At 62.9% G+C, this 17,713-nt stretch carries 10 protein-coding genes; 4 read left to right on the top strand and 6 right to left on the bottom strand.

Going from position 1 to position 17,713, the window contains the following annotated elements:
- The first annotated feature begins 339 nt into the window (after nt 1-339).
- Genes Q1A53_RS17565 through ggpS form a run of 3 tightly spaced genes read left to right on the top strand, consistent with a single transcriptional unit; the run spans nt 340 to nt 3,743 of the window.
- Nucleotides 340-1,476: an NAD(P)H-dependent glycerol-3-phosphate dehydrogenase gene (locus Q1A53_RS17565; protein WP_299968951.1), complete on the top strand. Its 1,137-nt coding sequence runs from the start codon at nt 340-342 to the stop codon at nt 1,474-1,476.
- On the top strand, nt 1,473-2,234 hold the full coding sequence (locus Q1A53_RS17560) for an HAD-IIB family hydrolase (RefSeq protein WP_299968950.1): 762 nt from the start codon (nt 1,473-1,475) through the stop codon (nt 2,232-2,234). Before Q1A53_RS17565 ends, Q1A53_RS17560 begins: the two co-directional genes overlap by 4 nt.
- A gap of 3 nt (nt 2,235-2,237) precedes the next feature.
- On the top strand, nt 2,238-3,743 hold the full coding sequence (ggpS, locus tag Q1A53_RS17555) for a glucosylglycerol-phosphate synthase (RefSeq protein ID WP_299968949.1): 1,506 nt from the start codon (nt 2,238-2,240) through the stop codon (nt 3,741-3,743).
- A gap of 699 nt (nt 3,744-4,442) precedes the next feature.
- Here ggpS and Q1A53_RS17550 read toward each other — a convergent pair.
- Nucleotides 4,443-8,237 (bottom strand): Ig-like domain-containing protein, encoded by a 3,795-nt coding sequence (locus Q1A53_RS17550; protein WP_299968948.1) that lies wholly within the window; start codon nt 8,235-8,237, stop codon nt 4,443-4,445.
- Nucleotides 8,238-8,560: 323 nt separating this feature from the next.
- Here Q1A53_RS17550 and Q1A53_RS17545 point away from each other — a divergent pair, with 323 nt between their 5' ends.
- Nucleotides 8,561-10,756 (top strand): adenylate/guanylate cyclase domain-containing protein, encoded by a 2,196-nt coding sequence (locus tag Q1A53_RS17545; protein WP_299968947.1) that lies wholly within the window; start codon nt 8,561-8,563, stop codon nt 10,754-10,756.
- Nucleotides 10,757-11,039: 283 nt separating this feature from the next.
- Here Q1A53_RS17545 and Q1A53_RS17540 read toward each other — a convergent pair whose 3' ends face one another.
- The 5 genes from Q1A53_RS17540 to ugpC form a co-directional block, all read right to left on the bottom strand.
- Nucleotides 11,040-12,362, bottom strand: a complete 1,323-nt coding sequence (locus Q1A53_RS17540) for an HlyD family type I secretion periplasmic adaptor subunit (protein WP_299968946.1) — start codon at nt 12,360-12,362, stop codon at nt 11,040-11,042.
- Between the two features lie 3 nt (nt 12,363-12,365).
- On the bottom strand, nt 12,366-14,537 hold the full coding sequence (locus Q1A53_RS17535; protein WP_299968945.1) for a type I secretion system permease/ATPase: 2,172 nt from the start codon (nt 14,535-14,537) through the stop codon (nt 12,366-12,368).
- Nucleotides 14,534-15,916: a TolC family protein gene (locus tag Q1A53_RS17530; protein WP_299968944.1), complete on the bottom strand. Its 1,383-nt coding sequence runs from the start codon at nt 15,914-15,916 to the stop codon at nt 14,534-14,536. Before Q1A53_RS17530 ends, Q1A53_RS17535 begins: the two co-directional genes overlap by 4 nt.
- A gap of 115 nt (nt 15,917-16,031) precedes the next feature.
- Nucleotides 16,032-16,403, bottom strand: a complete 372-nt coding sequence (locus tag Q1A53_RS17525) for a DUF3307 domain-containing protein (protein ID WP_366872894.1) — start codon at nt 16,401-16,403, stop codon at nt 16,032-16,034.
- Nucleotides 16,404-16,598: 195 nt separating this feature from the next.
- Entirely contained in the window at nt 16,599-17,705 is a 1,107-nt protein-coding gene (gene ugpC / locus Q1A53_RS17520) for a sn-glycerol-3-phosphate ABC transporter ATP-binding protein UgpC (RefSeq protein ID WP_299968942.1), read from the bottom strand.
- Nucleotides 17,706-17,713 lie beyond the last annotated feature (8 nt).

The following is a 17,713-nucleotide window of genomic DNA, read 5'->3' as shown; positions in this document are numbered from 1 at the left end:
TCCGGCTCCTGCACTTTTGCCTCACATAGGGCGAAGCTGCGGATACGCCGCTTTTTTTCTATGTATGAAAGATATCGGCCAGCGCTGCAAACACCCATCTGGCCAACAGGGCTCGGGCGCCGAAAATCGCCGTAGCCTCTTTTGCCAAGGGACATCAGCCATCAGGTCGCGATGGATGAGCCACCTTGCCAATGCCGGGTCTGCAGACCGTAAACAGGTGCACTGGTCATCTCAGGGTTGAACCTTTGCCGTATGCGGTTACGTCTTTGAGGGAAATCCGACTTTGTAAGACCGGCGGTCTGCGTACCAACAGAGGCGCTGTCGCCCAGGAGAAAATGCATGTCCCTAGCCAAACCTTTTGATGGCGCGACCGACACGAGCAAACCCTACGACAGAATAGCCGTTATCGGTGCGGGCGCCTGGGGTACAGCGCTGGCCAGCGTTGCAGCAACCGCAGGTCGGCAAGTTCGCATCTACGGACGAGACCCCGACACGGTGGAGGCTATCAATAGCCAGAACGAAAACACCCGCTACCTGCCCGGCGTGGTGCTGCCACCTGCACTGACCGCCACGGGGCAGCTGTCGGAGGCGCTGATGGGGGCGGATGCCGTGCTCATGGTGGTGCCGTCAAGTGCAGTACGCAAGGTGGCAGCAGAGATGAAAGCCTACCTGCCCCCGGGCGTCCCGGTGGCCGTCTGTACCAAGGGCATCGAGCCGGAAACGGGTTTTCTGATGTCCCAGATCGCCGCTGAGGAGCTGGGCGAGATGCCCGTCGGCACCATCTCCGGCCCGACCTTCGCGCGGGAGACAGCCCTGGGCCATCCGACGGCCGCCACCGTTGCCTTTGAGTTCCGGCATCTGGACCGGCTGAACCCGCACCAGAGCCCCGCCGCGCGGCTCGCCGTGTCGATGAGCACGGCCTCCTTCAAGACCTACATTTCAGACGATCTGATCGGGGTGGAGATCGGTGGCGCGATCAAGAATGTCATCGCCATCGGCTGCGGTATGATGACGGGGGCTGGCTTTGCCGAAAACACCCGGGCTGCGCTCATCACCCGCGGCATGGACGAAATGAAGGTGCTGGCAGAGGCGCTCGGCGGTCGTCGCGAGACGGTAACAGGGCTGTCCGGAGCGGGCGATCTGACCTTGACCTGTTCCAGCCAGACATCGCGGAACATGTCGCTTGGCGTTCAGCTCGGCAAGGGCATCCCACGCAAGGCCTGCTTCGAAGGGCGTGCTGTTGTTGTCGAGGGCGAAGCAAACGCGGCATCCGTCATCGCACTGGCAAGGCGCGTCAATGTCACCATGCCGATCTGCGAAACGGTGCACGCTATTCTGCACGGAGGCGCAGAGCTGCACAGCGCCTTCGCCGAGCTTTGGACCCGCCCGATCGAAGGCGAACCCCGCACGCTCGACATCTCCCTTCGTAATCCGGCGCAAGCCCGTGCCCCCCAGACACCAGGAAAAACACCATGACACCCCCTTTGTCCGACCGCCATTTCACCCTGGCCACTGATCTCGACGGCACGTTTCTGGGCGGCAGCGATGCAGACCGTCGCGCGCTCTATGACTGGATCGAGGCGAACCGCGACACCGTTGGCCTGATCTTTGTCAGCGGGCGCGATCCCGAGTTTATCCACGAACTGTGCAGCAGCGGCGTGCCCTGGCCCGAATATGTGATCGGCGACGTGGGAACCACCATCGCCCATGTCTCGCCCGATCGGCAGATCACCCCCATCGAGACGCTGGAAGAGGAGATCGCCCGTCAATGGAACGGCGCAAATGACCGGATCAAAAACACGCTCGATGGTGCTGCGGGGCTGACACTGCAGCCTACCGCCTTTCGGTACCGGGTGAGCTATGACTATGACCCCGCCGCCTTTGACCCTGCCACGACGGACCGGATCGAGAGCATGGGGTTTGATGTGCTGATCTCGGACAACCGCTACTTCGACGTCCTGCCCAAGGGCGTCAGCAAGGGTCCGTCCCTGCTGCGGCTCCTGTCGCATCTGGGCATCGCGGAGACGCGGGTGCTGGCCGCCGGTGATACGCTCAATGATCTGTCGATGCTGGTCGCAGGCACGCCCGCCGTCGCGGTCGGCGGATCCGAAGCGCCGTTGCTGCAAACGCTGCCGCAGATGCCGCAGATCCACCGCGCCACACGCATCGGTGCGGCGGGGATCACAGAGGCCATCGGTCATTTCAATCTGCACCCCTCGCCTGAGAAAGTCTGAACCATGTCCTCTGATCTAGTGATCGTCTACCACCGGCAACCCTATGAAGAGATTGAGGAAAACGGCAAAACGGTCTTTCGCGAAAACAAAAGCCCCAATGGCATCGTTCCCACACTCAAGAGCTTTTTCGGCACCGCAGAGCATGCCTCATGGATTGCCTGGAAACTGGCCGAGGATCCCGCGCACCCTGACTTCGAAAAGGTTGTCGAAATCAGCGACGCGCACGGCGACTACACCGTATCGCGCCTGCCGCTGACCAAAGAGCAGGTCAGCAGCTTTTACCATGTCTCCTCCAAAGAGGCGTTCTGGCCGATCCTCCACAGCTTCAAGGAAAAGTTCAACTACGACCCGGTGGACTGGCCGACCTTTCGCGAGGTGAACTGGGCCTTTGCCGAGGCTGCGGCGCGCGAGGCAGGACCCGGCGCGCGGGTCTGGATCCACGACTACAACCTGTGGCTGGTACCGGGCTATCTGCGCCAGCTGCGCTCTGACGTCACGATCTCCTTCTTTCACCACACCCCGTTTCCTGCGGCGGATATGTTCAATGTGCTGCCGTGGCGACGCGAGATCATCAAGAGCCTGCTCGATTGCGACATTGTCGGCTTCCACATACCACGCTACGCGTCGAACTTCGTCTCCGTGGTGCGCAGCCTCTTTGATGTGGAGGTCATCGAACGCGCCGCGGTGGAGCCGGAACTGATCTCCGACGGCACAGCACTCAGCGAGCGATCGGCACCGACGCTGCTGTCCTTCGAAGGGCGCCAGATCACCGTCAGTTCCGCGAGCGTGGGCGTGTCGGTGGCGTTCATCGAGGAGCGCGCCACTGACCCGCAGGTTCAGAAAGATGCAAAAGACATCCGGGCCGCTTTGGGCGACTGCCGGTTGATCCTGTCGGTGGGTCGGACAGACTACACAAAGGGCGGCGTGGATCAGCTGGAGAGCTTCGAGCGGGTTCTGACCGATAACCCTGATCTGCGGGGCAAGGTCAAGCTGATGCATGTCTCTGTCAGCGCCGATCGTAACATGTCTGCCTATGCCCGCACGCAGACGGGGATCGAGGAAACCGCCGGGCGGATCAACGGCCGCTTTGGCACCTTGCAGTGGCAGCCCATCGCGCTGATCTCGCGCGCGATCCCCTTTGACGATCTGATCAAGTACTATCTGGCGGCAGATGTGGCGTGGATCACGCCGCTGGTGGATGGGATGAACCTCGTGTGCAAGGAATACGTGGCCGCGCGCACGGACGGTGACGGCGTCCTGGTACTGTCAGAGTTCGCCGGTGCGGCGGTGGAGCTGAACTCCGCCGTGATCACCAACCCCTTCTCGCATCGGTCCATGGATCAGGCCATCGTGCAGGCTCTTGAAATGCCCGAGGAGGAGCGCCGCGAGCGCATGCAGGAACTGCGCCGCATGGTCGGCAAATACTCCGTTGCTGCGTGGGGGGAATCCCAAGGTCGCGCATTCGCCGATGCCATCGCGCGCAAGCAAACGGCGGAGACGGAGGCCTGATGCCAGCCGTTGACGCACAGCGGGCAGGTCAGGCGGGTGGATGCACATGCCCCCAACGCGCCGCTGTCAGAGGAAGATCAACGACCCGGTCACCGTCGCCAAGCCCTCGCTAGAGAACTCGCGCAACAGGCACTGTTGCACAGCACCCGTCCGCCCCCGTCAAACCGGAGGCTTGCATTTGGCAAAAACGGCCGGCGTTTGAATACCGATATCGGGTCTTTCGATTGAAGGCTGGGCGCTCTGGAGGGCACAATTGTGGCCGGCGCGTGGTGCTAAGCCGGTATGGACAGCTTCGGTCAGCGCTGAAACTGCTTGAGGCGGATAAGTACGGAAAATTATTGCACAAAGACAATTCATAGCTCCATTCATGTGGATGAAACTAGCTATGTCAGCTAGAATTTCGCACTGTCAGAACCCGGCGCCAAGGCCCTTTCGCCCGTCATCTCATCGCTGTTGATGCACAGCACGTCCACTGGATCGCGCTATTTAAAGGCCCCGAGCCACCAGCCTATCGCACGCCGCTCGCCGCTGGCGAAAGGCCTTCGAAGGCCTTTCCGCGCCGCTCGAAACATCGCCAAGGGTCTCAGTGGTACCACCAAAGTCGACCCTCTCAAGTCGTAGCTTGGTCTGACCTGCCTCAGCGCAAAAGATCACCGTACCTTATCCGGCAACGTAGCCGAACGTGTGACCAAGCATCCGCTATGCCACGGGTACGGGCACGGTCACTTCGATGTCCGTATCGACGCCGAGGGTCGCCAGGACGTTACCGCCCTCGATATACGCATAGATATCCAGCGTCGTCCCATTGCCATCCTGGACCGGCTGTTCGGAGACCTTCTGGAAGGCACCATCGCCGGTATTCACAAGCGTCAGGCTGTCCACAGTGTCACCGTAGATCACAGCACTCTCCGGCAGCGCCGCATCGAGCAGCTCTTCCAGCGCAGCATCGCTCTCGGAGGAGAGATCCACCACATCCGCCAGGGTGATCCGCAGGCTGTTGGCCTGATCGTTTGCCATGTCGATGGCTTCAATATCGCGCAGTTCCAGCGTGGGGATCAGCTCTGCGTTCAGATCCCCTGCGATCTCAACCTTGAGCACGTCGCGACCTGCACCGCCATCCAGCACGTCGCGCCCGACCTCCGCGACACGCAGGATATCATCGCCCGCACCCGCCAGCACCACATCATCACCGGCACCACCGTCGAGGATATCACCGCCGTCAAAGCCCAGTATCACATCGTCGCCTGCCCCGCCCGAAATGCTGTCCGCCAGATCACTGCCAAAGAGCAGGTCTGCCCCGTCCTGGCCTGTCGTCAGCTGCGCCGCCGCGTGCTTGCCGAGCACATCGGTCGTCAAAAGCTCGGTCTCGACGGTGGTGCTGTCGCCGTCCAGATCAACTTGCGCGCTGACCGTGATCCGGTTCTCCGCTCCCAGCAGCCGGGCGATATTCTCGACACTGGCCAGCGACAGCTGATAGTCCAGGCCATCGCCGGTCAGAACAGCATCGTTCAGATCGGCAACACTGCCCTGCGACACCCCATCGGCAACCAATTCCACGTTCAATGACAAAAGCCGCGGCACGATACCGGACACCGCATCCGCAAGATCTGCTCCTGTCCCCAGCAAGGTAGGCGTGGGGTCAATCTCGCGCAGCACCGCCGGGTCGACACCGTTCCCGACACCGATGACCTGAATGGTGAGATCGAACGACGTCTCCGCTTGACCGGTCAGATCCGCGAGCGCGCTACGCCAGACACGGCTCGCCGCGCCTCCTCCGGTGATAAAGATCATCTGGTTTTCTTCGCCTGACGGCTGGCCCGCAAAAAACTCCCCCGCCTCGTTGAACACGCGGTCCCACCTCGACGGGTTGGCCCGGAACGGCAGGGTGAGGATCGCATCGGCCAGTTCCGGATCCTGCAGATCGAAGACATCGGTGGTGATCACCCGGTTGGAGAAGGCCGCGACCTGCACATCAACCGCGTTGCCTTCCATACGGGCGCCCAGATCCCGCAACGCCTCTGCTACTGCTACGCGCTGCGCGGCCCAGTCAGCCGCGGTGGCGCTGACAGAGTTGTCGATGGCGATAAACAGGTTCTCGACCGGCGCAGCGGATGCACCAAACGCGATGTCGATGGTGTTGGCCGCGGCGTCAGAAGTGGCCGCATCATTGAGCGCGATGCTCACGCTGTCCGCTCCGGTCCCCGTACCCGCGAGTTCGACGGCCAGGGTGACCTGGCTGGTAGATACCGCACCCTGCGCATCAACCACGGTGTAGGAAAACCGGTCCACTCCGACAAACCCGGGCTCGGGCGTGTAGCGGAAGCTGCCATCTGCCGCGATGACGACGGTGCCATTTTGCGGCGCACCCGCCTCAGCAAATGTCAGCGCGCCATCGCTGTCCGCATCGCTGGCGATCAGCTGGCCGTCCAGCGCCCCGTTGCGCATGGTCTCAAAGACCGTGTTGGCGGCCACCACGGGTGCATCGTTGGTTCCGGTGATCGTAACCTCGACCAGTTCGGTTGTTGCAGCGCCTCCGGTATCGGTTGCCACGGCGATGAAGCTCTCGATCACGCTCTCGCCTTCACCGATGCTGTCGGCAGCCGTCGCATCGAGCCGGTAAGTCCAAACCCCGGCGGCCGTGATGGCAAATGTCCCAAAGAGCGCCATGGAGGTCCCCGACCAGACCACAGCGCCCTGGTTCTCTGGATCCACGGCGCTTAGCTGACCCCCGACGGGATCAGGCGCGGGCCCCTCGACGACGGACGCGCGGCGGTCACTGACCACCGAAGTGATGACAGGCGCGTCATTGACGGCTGTGACCGAGATGGTGACCGTCGCCGGGGCCGACGCGCCCGACGGGTCACTGACCACCACTGAAAAGCTGTCGGAGCCATCGAAATCAGGATCGGGCTGATAGGTATAGCTGCCATCCGGCGCGAGCGTTACCTGCCCGTTTCGGGGCAAATCGTTTACAGCAAATCTCAGCGCGTCGCCATCCACATCACTGGCAAGGACGTTGCCCAAAAGCACCGTATCCTCCAGCATGGTGACGCTGTTTTCAGCCGCGACCGGTGCGTCATTGACGGGCTGGACCTGCAGCACCACCCGACCCACGGTCGTCTGACCGTTTGCCCCGGTGATCAGAACGTCAAATCCGTCTACACCGTTGAAGTCCGGATCCGGGGTATAGCTGACCCCGCCGAGAGAGCTGAGCGTCAAACTTCCGTTGCCAGGCTGGCTGAGGAGCGCAAAAACCGCCCCGGGACCTCCGCCGATACCGGTAATGTCACCAAAGATGGCTTCTGCCTCGCCTGCGTCCTCCAGCCCGGTAATCGTGATGGTCGGCACAGGGTCGAGGCTCTGGGGCAGGACTTCAACCTGCTCGAGGCTGTCCTCCGGTTCCGTCTCCGGTTCCGGCGCCTCGACAGGCGGCGCGGGAGCAGGTCTGATGTCCAGACCATTGTCCGTGCCGTCAGTGGCGGGATCTCCGGGATCCTGCGGGTCCGTGGTCGGGCCGGGCGCGCGAGGTCCGCTCCGTGGTGCGGTCGGCAGCTCGCCAGCCTCGGTCCGCGCTGCAGCACTGTTGAACGCCGCGAAGGCCTCCGCGATGAGCAGGTTGTCCTCCACGTCATCAAGCAGGCTGCGTTCTACCTCGCGGCTTTCACCGGACGCGCCTGACACGATCCACTTGGTGTCGGTATCCGTGATCAGCGCGAGCAGGTTGCCATCATTGTCGAGCAATTCGAACTGGCCGCGCGATCCATCGGGATCTGTGGTCAGCGAAACCTCGGTGACGTCCACGCCATCAACCGTTTCCAGACGAACGATGACGGTGGTGCCGCGAATACCCATGGTCGAGGACGGTGTGCTGACATCCATGCCACCCGTCTTGGCCACCTGCCCGGCAATAAAGACAAAGCTGCCCTGGATCAGACTGAAACTGCCGGAATTGTCGGTCGCATCCGGATCGTAGATCAACTCGTCAATCACCATGCGGGAGGAGGCCGCCAGGGTGAAAACCGTCCCGTCCTCAAAGGTGACCGACACCGACCCGCCTTGCGCCGTGCTGAGCACATCGTTGCCGTAGATCTGGCCTCCGACGTCGAGCGTCTCCACCGTGCCATCGAACCGCTGCACGGTTACCTCGCCTTGCAGCGTCTCGACCTGCCCGATCGGAAGGGCCACGAGCGCAGGGTCTCCGGCCTGCGCGTATTGGCCCGGGGCGACGGGCCCTGCCAACCGCTCGACCAGATGTCCCCGCAACAGCGCGCCAGCGTCGTCCTGGAGATCCGCAGGATCCGCGCGTCCGAAGTACCCGGGTACCATGAACCGTGCGGCACCATCGTGGACCAGATAGAGATCTGGACCCACGCGAAAAAACTCGGCGTTGAAGAGAAGATGGCTGTCAGGCACGACGACAGTACCCGGTGTCGTTTCCCATAAGGTTACGACGTGATCGGTGTCTTCCGTTTGTGCCTCGTAATACAGCGACACGGGATGGGTCGTCCTTCAGCGATACTATTAGATGATTCTTAAACTAAAATGCGGTGGCGGTATGCGATCAAGCTCACGTTTTTGTGGAAAAAGACCGGAAAAACGTACCGTTACGACACCTTTGGCGGGAGGTTTTACTGGTCAACAGTCTGTTTGGCGGTATCCGATTCGACGCGTAGGTGTTTTATCTGACGATTCGATCACTATGATCCCCAAGGACGGGAGGGCCTGTATCACCTCCCAGAGCGACAGGTCCCTTCGCTTCGCAGGTAGGTAGCGCAATGCGCCAGTGGTTTTCAAGGTGGGTTGGATGGCTGCGGGTGATGGCACTGATAGGCTTGCTCCTGGTTCTCGCCATAAGGGTCGGTGACCCGCTGCCCGTCTCCTCGGTGCGCAACGCCAGCTTTGATCTATACCATCAATCCAAGCCGCGGACGCCGACAGCACTGCCGGTCAGCATCATCGACATCGACGACCGCAGCGTCGACGAACTGGGCCAATGGCCCTGGCCCCGCAGCCGTCTGGCCGATCTGGTCACCCGGGCCACTGCCGCAGGCGCCACCGTCATCGGTTTTGACATTGTCTTTCCCGAACCCGACCGTATGTCGCTCGCAGAGATCCTGGGCGCTAACCCAGATGTGCCTCCGGCCGTGGCAGACGGTCTTACCGAACTCCCGGATCAGGATGCGCTGCTGGCGGAGGCCATGACCCGCGCGCGGGTTGTGGTCGGTCAGGCCAGTGTGCGCACCGAGGCGGGTAACCGCATCGACAAGCGCCCGTTGGCAGATGCCGCACATGCGCTCCTCGGGCCGGACCCGTCGCGTTTTCTGATGCGTTTTCCCGATGCGGTTCAGAACGTCCCGCCAGTGGAGGCCGCCGCTACCGGCCGCGGTGTTTTCAGTACACGCCCCGACACGGACGGTATCTACCGCCGCGTGCCGCTCGTCATGCAGGTGCAGGGACAGATCCGGCTGGGCCTCGCGCCGGAAGTCTTGCGGATCGCCAGCGGCGGGGATCCGTTCGTGGTGCGCAGCAACGCCGCCGGTGTGGAAGGTATATTGCTGGCGCGCCAGCTCGTGCCGACGGCATCGGATGGAACGGTCTGGCCGTATCTCACCCCCTCACTGCCCGGGCGCTATGTTTCAGCCACCGACCTTCTGAACGACCGCATGCCCGCCGGCAGACTGAACGGCCATCTGGTGCTGGTCGGCACCTCCGCTATCGGGCTGGAAGATTTCCGACCCACGCCGCTGGGCGTTGCCATGGCCGGGGTCGAGATTCATGCGCAGGTATTGGAAAACATCATGACCGGCAGCCAGTTGCTGCGCCCCAACCACATGATCGCAGTGGAACTCGTGACGACGGCCGTTCTGTGCCTGCTGGTCATCCTCTTTGCACCGGCGACATCCGGACGGGTCCTGATTGGCTCGGCAGTCGTGCTGCTGGGCGGTTACGTGAGCATCTCATACTGGATGTTTGCCCAGCACCGCCTCCTGCTTGATCCGACGTTTCCGGTGTTTGCAACGACGGCCATGGTGATTCTGCTCGCCACGGTCAATTACCTGCGAGAGGAACGCCAGCGGCGCGAGATCCGGCACGCCTTTGGCCAGTATGTCTCGCCCGACCTCGTGGACCGGCTGAGCGAGAAGCGGCATGCGCTGACGTTGGGGGGCGAATCGCGGGAACTCACGCTGCTCTTCAGTGATGTCCACGGCTTCACCGCCATTGCAGAGGAGTTCCGCGACGATCCGCAAGCGCTCACCCATCTGATGAACCGCTTCCTGACCATCCTGTCGCAGGCGATCCTTGCCCATAAAGGAACCATCGACAAGTTCATGGGCGATGCCGTGATGGCCTTCTGGAATGCGCCGCTGGACCACCCCGCGCACGCCGATGCCGCCTGCCGGGCTGCGCTCCGGATGATCGCGGATGTGGAGGCGTTCAATACCGAACGCCAGCGGATGGCGGAGACATCGGCGGACCATACCTCTGCGTCGGGCGTCCTGCGGATGGATGTCGGCATCGGGATCAACACCGGCCGCTGCGTGGTGGGCAACATGGGCAGTGACACCCGGTTCGACTACACGGCGCTCGGCGACCCGGTCAACGTGGCCTCTCGCCTCGAAGGGCAATCGCGCACCTACGGCGCCGCCATCATTCTCGGTCAGAACACCGCACGGCTGGTCCAGCATGAGCTCGCGGTGCTGGAACTTGATGTGGTCCGCGTGGTCGGCAAAGCGGTGCCGGAACGCATCTTTGCCCTATTGGGCGGCGAGGAGCTGCGGCAATCGAAGCTCTTCAACGAGGCCATGATCGAAACCGATGCCATGCTGAAAGCCTACCGCAGGCAGGATTGGGACGCGGCCGCAGCCGCTCTGCCCCGGCTCAAGACGCTCTACGATCGCCTGAAGCTCGGGCTGCATGACACGCTGGCACTTTATGAAAGACGGGTGTCCGAACTGCGCGCCGAGCCTCCCGGCCCCGGTTGGGACGGCGTTTTCGCCTCAACCGGAAAGTGAGCGCAAGCGGGGGTCGCCCCCTCCGCGGGGGTGCCGCTGCGCAACTGCGCACCTTGAGCCAGAGCCCTTTGATCATGTGGCAGTCGAAGCGCGACGCCCAGGTGGTTCGACGCGCCGTTGGTCTTCAACCGTGACAGCAACATTCCGTAGGCTGCCGATATTTCTTTATGTACGCCGCCCGTGGTCACGCGACACTCCGGCGGCACCGGTGGTCGCCGTCGCAGGATCACCGCTTAAGTCAGCCCACCTCACGCCAGCCCCCCTGTCAGAACAGCGACCTGCGCTACCGTTCGCGCAACGCCTCTGCCCTTGCCCGCAGGATCGGTTTGGCGAGGTAGGACAGGACCGTGCGCGATCCTGTCTGGATGTCGACAGTCGCGATCATCCCCGGCGTGATCGGCAGTGGATCCGCATCACTGCCCAGATAGGACTTGTCGGTTCGCACGATCACCCGAAAGAATTCCACACCGTCCTCTTGCGTGATTGTATCCGCCCCAATGCGTTGGACCTGACCCTGCAGCGCGCCGTAGACGAGGTAATCATAGGCCGAGATCTTGACCGATGCAGGCTCGCCCGTGCGCACAAAGGCGATGTCCCGCGGGCCAAGATCGGCCTCGATCAGCAGGCTGTCGTCGCTGGGCACAATCTCGATCAGCGCCGCACCGGGCTGGACTACCGCACCAAGGGTGGTGGCATTGATGCGATTGATCGTGCCGCGCACCGGTGCCCGCAACCGCGCACGCGACACCCTGTCCTCCGCACTGCGCAGGGCTTCGGCGATCACCGCGAGATCCAGTTGCAGCTCTGCCAACCGTTGGCGCGCGGACAGCACATAGGCCGACCGCGCCGTCCGCATCTGGTTTTCCGTCTCCGTGATCGCCGCGGCCAGCCTCGGTTCGCTGGCAAGGCTCACCGCCCTGTCGCCCGTCAGCTCCGCCAGCCGGGACTGCAGACGCAGCAGTTCGATCTGCGGGACCAGCCCGCGGTCAAACATATCCTGCGTCAGGGCGATTTCTTCCTGCAAGGGAGCGATGATCCCATCGGTCCGCGCCCGCCCCGCCTTGACCTCCATAAGCTCGCCGCGGCGCTGCTGCAGCTGGGCGGACAACACCTCCAGCTCACGGGTCAACTGCTCGCGCCGGGAGAGGAAAACTTCGCGCTCCGCAGCAACGGCCAGCGGTGCGCGTGTCTCAAGCTCGGGGGCAACGGTCATCGCATCCGCGGACTGCGCCTCGGCCCGCAGGCGCGCCGCTTCCGCCTCGATGGCGGCCTGCCGCTCGCGCAGCTCCCCGCGTTCCGCGTCAAAGCGGGTGTCGTCGATTTGCATCAGGAGATCTCCGGGCGCCACCATATCGCCTTCGCGCACGTCGATGGACCGGACGATCCCTCCCTCAAGGCTTTGCACCACCTGAACCTGTTGCGACGGGATGACCCGCCCTGTCGCACGCGCTGTCTCCTCAATCTCGTATGTCGCCGCCCAGAAGATGAACCCGCCCAGACCCGCAGCGATGACCAGCAGCAACCGCCAACCACCCCCCGACCGGACCGCGGTACGACCGGCCGCGATGTCGTTGACAAAGGTGTCTTCGGTGCGGTTGCCGAACATACGCTACCCCCCGCTCTCTTGGCCGGCACCGCCCATGGCACGCAGCTGCGCCAGCACGCTTTCGCGATCACCATCCAGAACCGCACGGCCCTGATCCATGACGATCAGACGGTCCGCCATGGCCGCAAGCGACTGGCGATGGGTGCAGATGATCAACCCCACACCAGTCTCGTTGAGATCGCGCAGCCGGGTGATGATCTGCGCCTGCATACGCTGGTCCATGGCGTTGGTGGGCTCATCCAGAAACAAGAGCCGCGGCCTCCTGAGCAGGAGCCGCGCAAGCGCGATGCCTTGTTTTTGACCGCCGGAAAGCCTGTCGCCCCGTTCCCCGATGAACATCTCCAGCCCGCCCGGGGCCTCGGCCAGAAAATCGTCCATGGCCGCGAAGTAGAGCGCGCGGCTGATCTCCTCCTCGCTGGCGGACTGAGCACCGATCACGAGGTTCTCGCGCAAGGACCCGGTGAAAAGCTCGGGCGTCTGCGGCAGATACCCGATGCCGCGACGCAGCTCGGCGGGCTCGTACTGCCCCTGCGCCAGACCGTCGATCAGCACCGTGCCGCGATCCACAGGGATCAGCCCCGTCAGCAGCTTGCCCGTCGTGGTCTTGCCGGATCCCACGCGACCCAGCAATGCCACGCACTCCCCGGCCTCCACCCGCAGGCTCAGATCCTTGAGCGCGGGGCGTTGGCTGTCGGGGTAGGTGAAGCTGACCTGTTGGAGTTCCACCGCGCCGCGCGCCACCCGCGCATCGCTGCGCACAGACGCGCCATGTTCCACCGGCAACGCCATGAAGCGGTTGAGCGCGCCCAGCGATTTGACCGCGTATTGCGCCCGAAAGATCGTCTGCGCGATCGTGCCCAGCGGTGCCAGCACACGACCGGCGAGGATGTTGGCTGCAATCAACCCCCCGAGGCTGATCGCGCCATCGGCGACCAGAAACACCCCCCAGACGATGATCAGAACCGACACAGCCTGCTGCACCAGCATTGTCCCGCTGGTCGCGATGTTCGACCAAAAGCGGGTCCGGCCCTGGACCTCGGAAGAGGCTGCAACCGCCGTTTCCCACTCCCGCTGCATCAGCGGCTCGGCGCCAAGGCTCTTGATGCTTTCGATCCCGCCCAGCGATTCCACCAGCACCACATGGCGTTTCGTAGCCATCTGCTGCGCCCTTTCGGCACTGCGCCCCAGCGGAATCTGCGCGGCAATCGCGATCACCAGCACCAGCGGCACGGCGAGCAGCGGCACCATGGCGATCGGCCCGACAATGAAAAAGAGCGCGGCCACGAAGATCCCAATAAAGAGCGCGTCGATCAGCGCCACAAAGGTCGCAGAGGCAAAGAACTCCCGCACTACCTCAAAATCGCGGATGGTGCTGACGATTCCGGCAGCCCCGCCGCGACGCTGCAACAACTGCGCGTTCATGGCCTGATGAAAAAGCGTGGCGGCGACCTTCAGATCCACGCGCCGACCGATGGTTTCCAGCATGTTGGCGCGGAGGGTGCGCAAGGCGAGATCCAGCGCGAGCGCAATCCCCACCCCGATGGCCAGCGTCCAGAGCGTGACATAGGCGTTGTTGGGGATCACCTTGTCGTAGACGTTCATGACAAACAGCGGCAGCGCCAGTGACATCAGATTGAGCAGGAGCGCGGCCAGCAGGATCTGGCCCCAGTTGGCCCAGTTCGACCGGACCGGACCCCAGAACCAATGCGCCGCGCGGGGCCCCTGTGCCGCGGTTTCCGGCGTCATCATGCCGCCCGCCTGATCCATACTGCGCGCGACGAACAGAATCTCCTTGCCAATATCCTTGCACAGGGTCTTGACCGGGAGTTGCCGGGCGGTATCGCCCTGTCTCGGGTCAACAATCTGCGCGGTCCTGCCACCATCGGTGAGCCCCGTGACAATCACCGGACCCTGATTCCTCCGCCAGACCACGCACGGCAGGGACACCGGATCCACTGCGCCCAGATCACGGCGGATAAGCTCTGTCCGCAGTCCGACCGCGGCCAGTGCCCGCGCCAGCACTTGCGGATCGTCCTCCGGCGCATTCTCCGGCAGCCGCGCGCGCACAGCATCGGGGGCGAAGGGCTGCCCGAACGCGCGGGCCAGCCAGGCGACCAGCGCAAAATCATCATCCGGTCCAGCCCGTTCCGGCGACGGCGGGTCCTGCAAGGTCATTCCATCGGCTCGATGGTCACGTCGAAGATCGCACGCGGGTTTTCCCTTACCCGGTCCTGAAATTGTGGCGGTAAGGCAAGATCAGCCTTCTTCAACCCGAAATGCCCTGCCAGCAGGCTTTGGGCGGCCAGGGCCCGGTAGGTGCTGAGCATCAGTCCCGAGCGCGCGCCAACCGCCTCGAACTCTACGTTGAAACGGGCGCGCTCCACCTCCAGCAGATCCAGCAGCGTGCGTTTCGCGGTCAGGAATTCGTCGTTGTAGACCTCCACAATCAACCGGTTGATCCGCAGCTGATCGTCGAGCTGCCGGGCACGGTCCGCGTTGCTGCGGTAGAGGTTCCAACTGCGCGCGGCCAGCTCCTGCACCGCCCGCACGGCGATGGCCTGCTCTGCCAGGGCGCGGCTCTCCCGCTCGGCCAGCGCCTGGCGTTCGGCCTGCCGCCCACCCTGATAGAGCGTCCACCGCAGGCCCAGCCCAATGGTTTCATCGGTCCGGTTGCCCTCTACGCCATTGCGATTGATATCGCGCACGACGCCGGTGTTCAGGGTCAGCTCCGGGTACCTGTTGGACAGGGTCACCCCGGTCTGAAACCGGCTCTGATCAATCTGCGTGCGGGCGAATTGCACCCTGTAGCTGTTCTGCACCGCGCGCTCTTTGAGCAGGGCAAGCGACGGCGGGGCCTGTGCCGCCGCAACCTGCATCGAGGGGGAAGGGGGGCGACCAACAATCCTTTCGTACCGCGCACTTGCATCCCGCAAGGACCGGGTCACGTCCAGAACTGCCAGCCGCGCCACGCGGATCCGATCGTCAATGGTCAGCTGATCCGAGAACGGCAGCCGTCCTCCCTCCACCAATGCACGGACCTGCCCGCCAATCTCTTCGTGTGTGCGCACGTTGCGCTCTGCCACGGCAAGCAGTTGTCGGTGCCGGTGGACGTCGATGTAGGCTTCGGTGGCGTTCAGCGCCATGGTCTCGGAGGCATCAAGCAACTGGTAGATACTGCCATCGACCCGGGCTGCATTCGCATAAACCTGATTGGCGCGGCGGAACCCGTCAAAAAGCACAAGCTCCGCCCGGACCGCCAGTTGGCTGCGGGACCTTGTGCTGTCGTTCTCCGCAACCGAAAGTGAATTCGGGTCGTCGACCCGTTGCCAGCCGGTCTCTCCCGACAGGATCACCCGGGGCTCAAACTCGCCGCGCAACTCCAAAAGCTCAAAGGCAGAGGCGCGCATTTCCGCTTCGGCGGATTTGATCAACGGGTTGGTCGTCACGGCAAAACGAACGGCCTCCGCCAGCGTCTCGGCCGACAGGGATGTGGCACTTACAATAACGGCGACGCCAGCGGAAAAACACCGCAGCAACCGTTTCAAGTCAATCATCAACGCCCCCGCCCAGAGGTCTTTATTCCACCCTGGGTGAGGTTATCGAAATCAGGCGAAATAGCAATAAGGGCAGGCCCTTAGGCTCCATGATCTGCGGTGCAGGGGCCTCGTTTCAGATCCCGGCAGCGCCGTATACGCCCCAGAGCCAGATCATGCCGATATAGGTGAACTGATGGAGCGCCTGATCAATGCCCGAAGCCCGCCAGTAGGCCGCGTCCGCCGTGGTCAGCTGTTGCTCGGAGGTATACCGCCCTTTCCACCAATCGACATGATAGTGGACGATCCCTTCCGCCAGCACGAGCGGGAAGACGAACAGCAGTGAACTGCCCACGATCAGAAAAACGATCGCCGATCCGGCCCCGTGGACGCCCACATGCGCCAGACGCCCCATGTGCAGATAGTCAGCACGACCATCCAGCATGCTCCGGGTTTGCAGGAAGTAATCCGCAAGCATGTGTTTCACTTGGAGAAGGCACAACAACACAAGCAATGCGCTAAAACTCGCTACCAAGAAAATGTCCTTTCACCCCTTACAGGGCTTCAATCTAATGCCAGCAAAGCCGACCTGTAAATCAGCCAGTCCGCCTAAATCATGGCGCATGGCGCAATTGTTATACGCTGTAAAATGCTAAAGCTGCACTGGTTACATAGTAGCTGACCGCGCACGGCGGCCAGCCGATCAGGAACGGTATAGCAGTGATTTGCCGTTCGAGAACAGATGTACTTTGGCCGGATCAGCCGTGAGACGCAGCGTCTTTCCACGCATATCGGTGTGAATCCCGGCCAGTTTTGCGATCACGGTGTTGGTCTCCGCTGCCGGGCTCGGCGCCTCGAAATAGAGCTGCGTGACCTCACCCAAGGCTTCCACGATCGACACCTCGTGGGCAAAGGCATAGTCTTCCCCATCGGTGGCGATCATGTCTTCGGGACGGATGCCGACATTGACCTTGAGCCCCTTGTCAGACGGTTGTGTGGGAATGTTCGCCGCAAAGGTTCCCGCCCCCTCAGGGCAGGCCACGCGGGTCACCTCCCCCGTCTCCACGATCTCACCTGCCAACAGGTTCATAGCGGGCGAGCCGATGAACTGCGCCACAAACTCATTCTCGGGCCGCTCGTAAAGCTCCAGCGGCGTGCCGACCTGAGCGATACCCTTGTTGGCCAGCACCACGATCCGGCTGGCCAGTGTCATCGCCTCCACCTGATCATGGGTCACGTAGATCATGGTGGAATTGGGCATGCTCTCCTTCAGCTGCGCGATCTCGATCCGGGTGGCGACGCGCAAGGACGCATCAAGGTTCGAGAGCGGCTCGTCAAAAAGATAGACCTTGGGGTCGCGCACGATGGAGCGCCCGATGGCGACCCGCTGACGCTGCCCACCCGACAGCGCCTTGGGCAGCCGGTCCAGGTATTCGTCCAGCTGCAGCACCTTGGCGGCCCGATTCACGGCCGCGTCGATCTCATCGTTGGACTTCTTGGCCAGCTTCAGCGCAAAGGCCATGTTGTCCCGCACCGTCATATGCGGATAGAGCGCGTAGGACTGGAACACCATGGCAATCCCCCGCTGCGCGGGCGGCACATCATTCATGCGGTCCCCATCGATCAGCAGCTCTCCGGCAGTGATCTTTTCCAGCCCCGCGATCATGCGCAGCAACGTGGACTTGCCGCAGCCCGACGGGCCCACAAAGACGATCAGCTCGCCGGTGGTAATATCGAGGTTGATGTCCTTCAGCACCTCGACCGTGCCTCCGTAGGCTTTGCCCACATCCGTCAAATTCAGGTTGGCCATCTCTTCTC

Source organism: uncultured Roseobacter sp., from assembly GCF_947496515.1.
GTDB lineage: Bacteria > Pseudomonadota > Alphaproteobacteria > Rhodobacterales > Rhodobacteraceae > Roseobacter.
The sequence above is the reverse complement of the archived record's forward strand: the minus strand, read 5'-3'. Positions and strand labels throughout refer to the sequence as shown.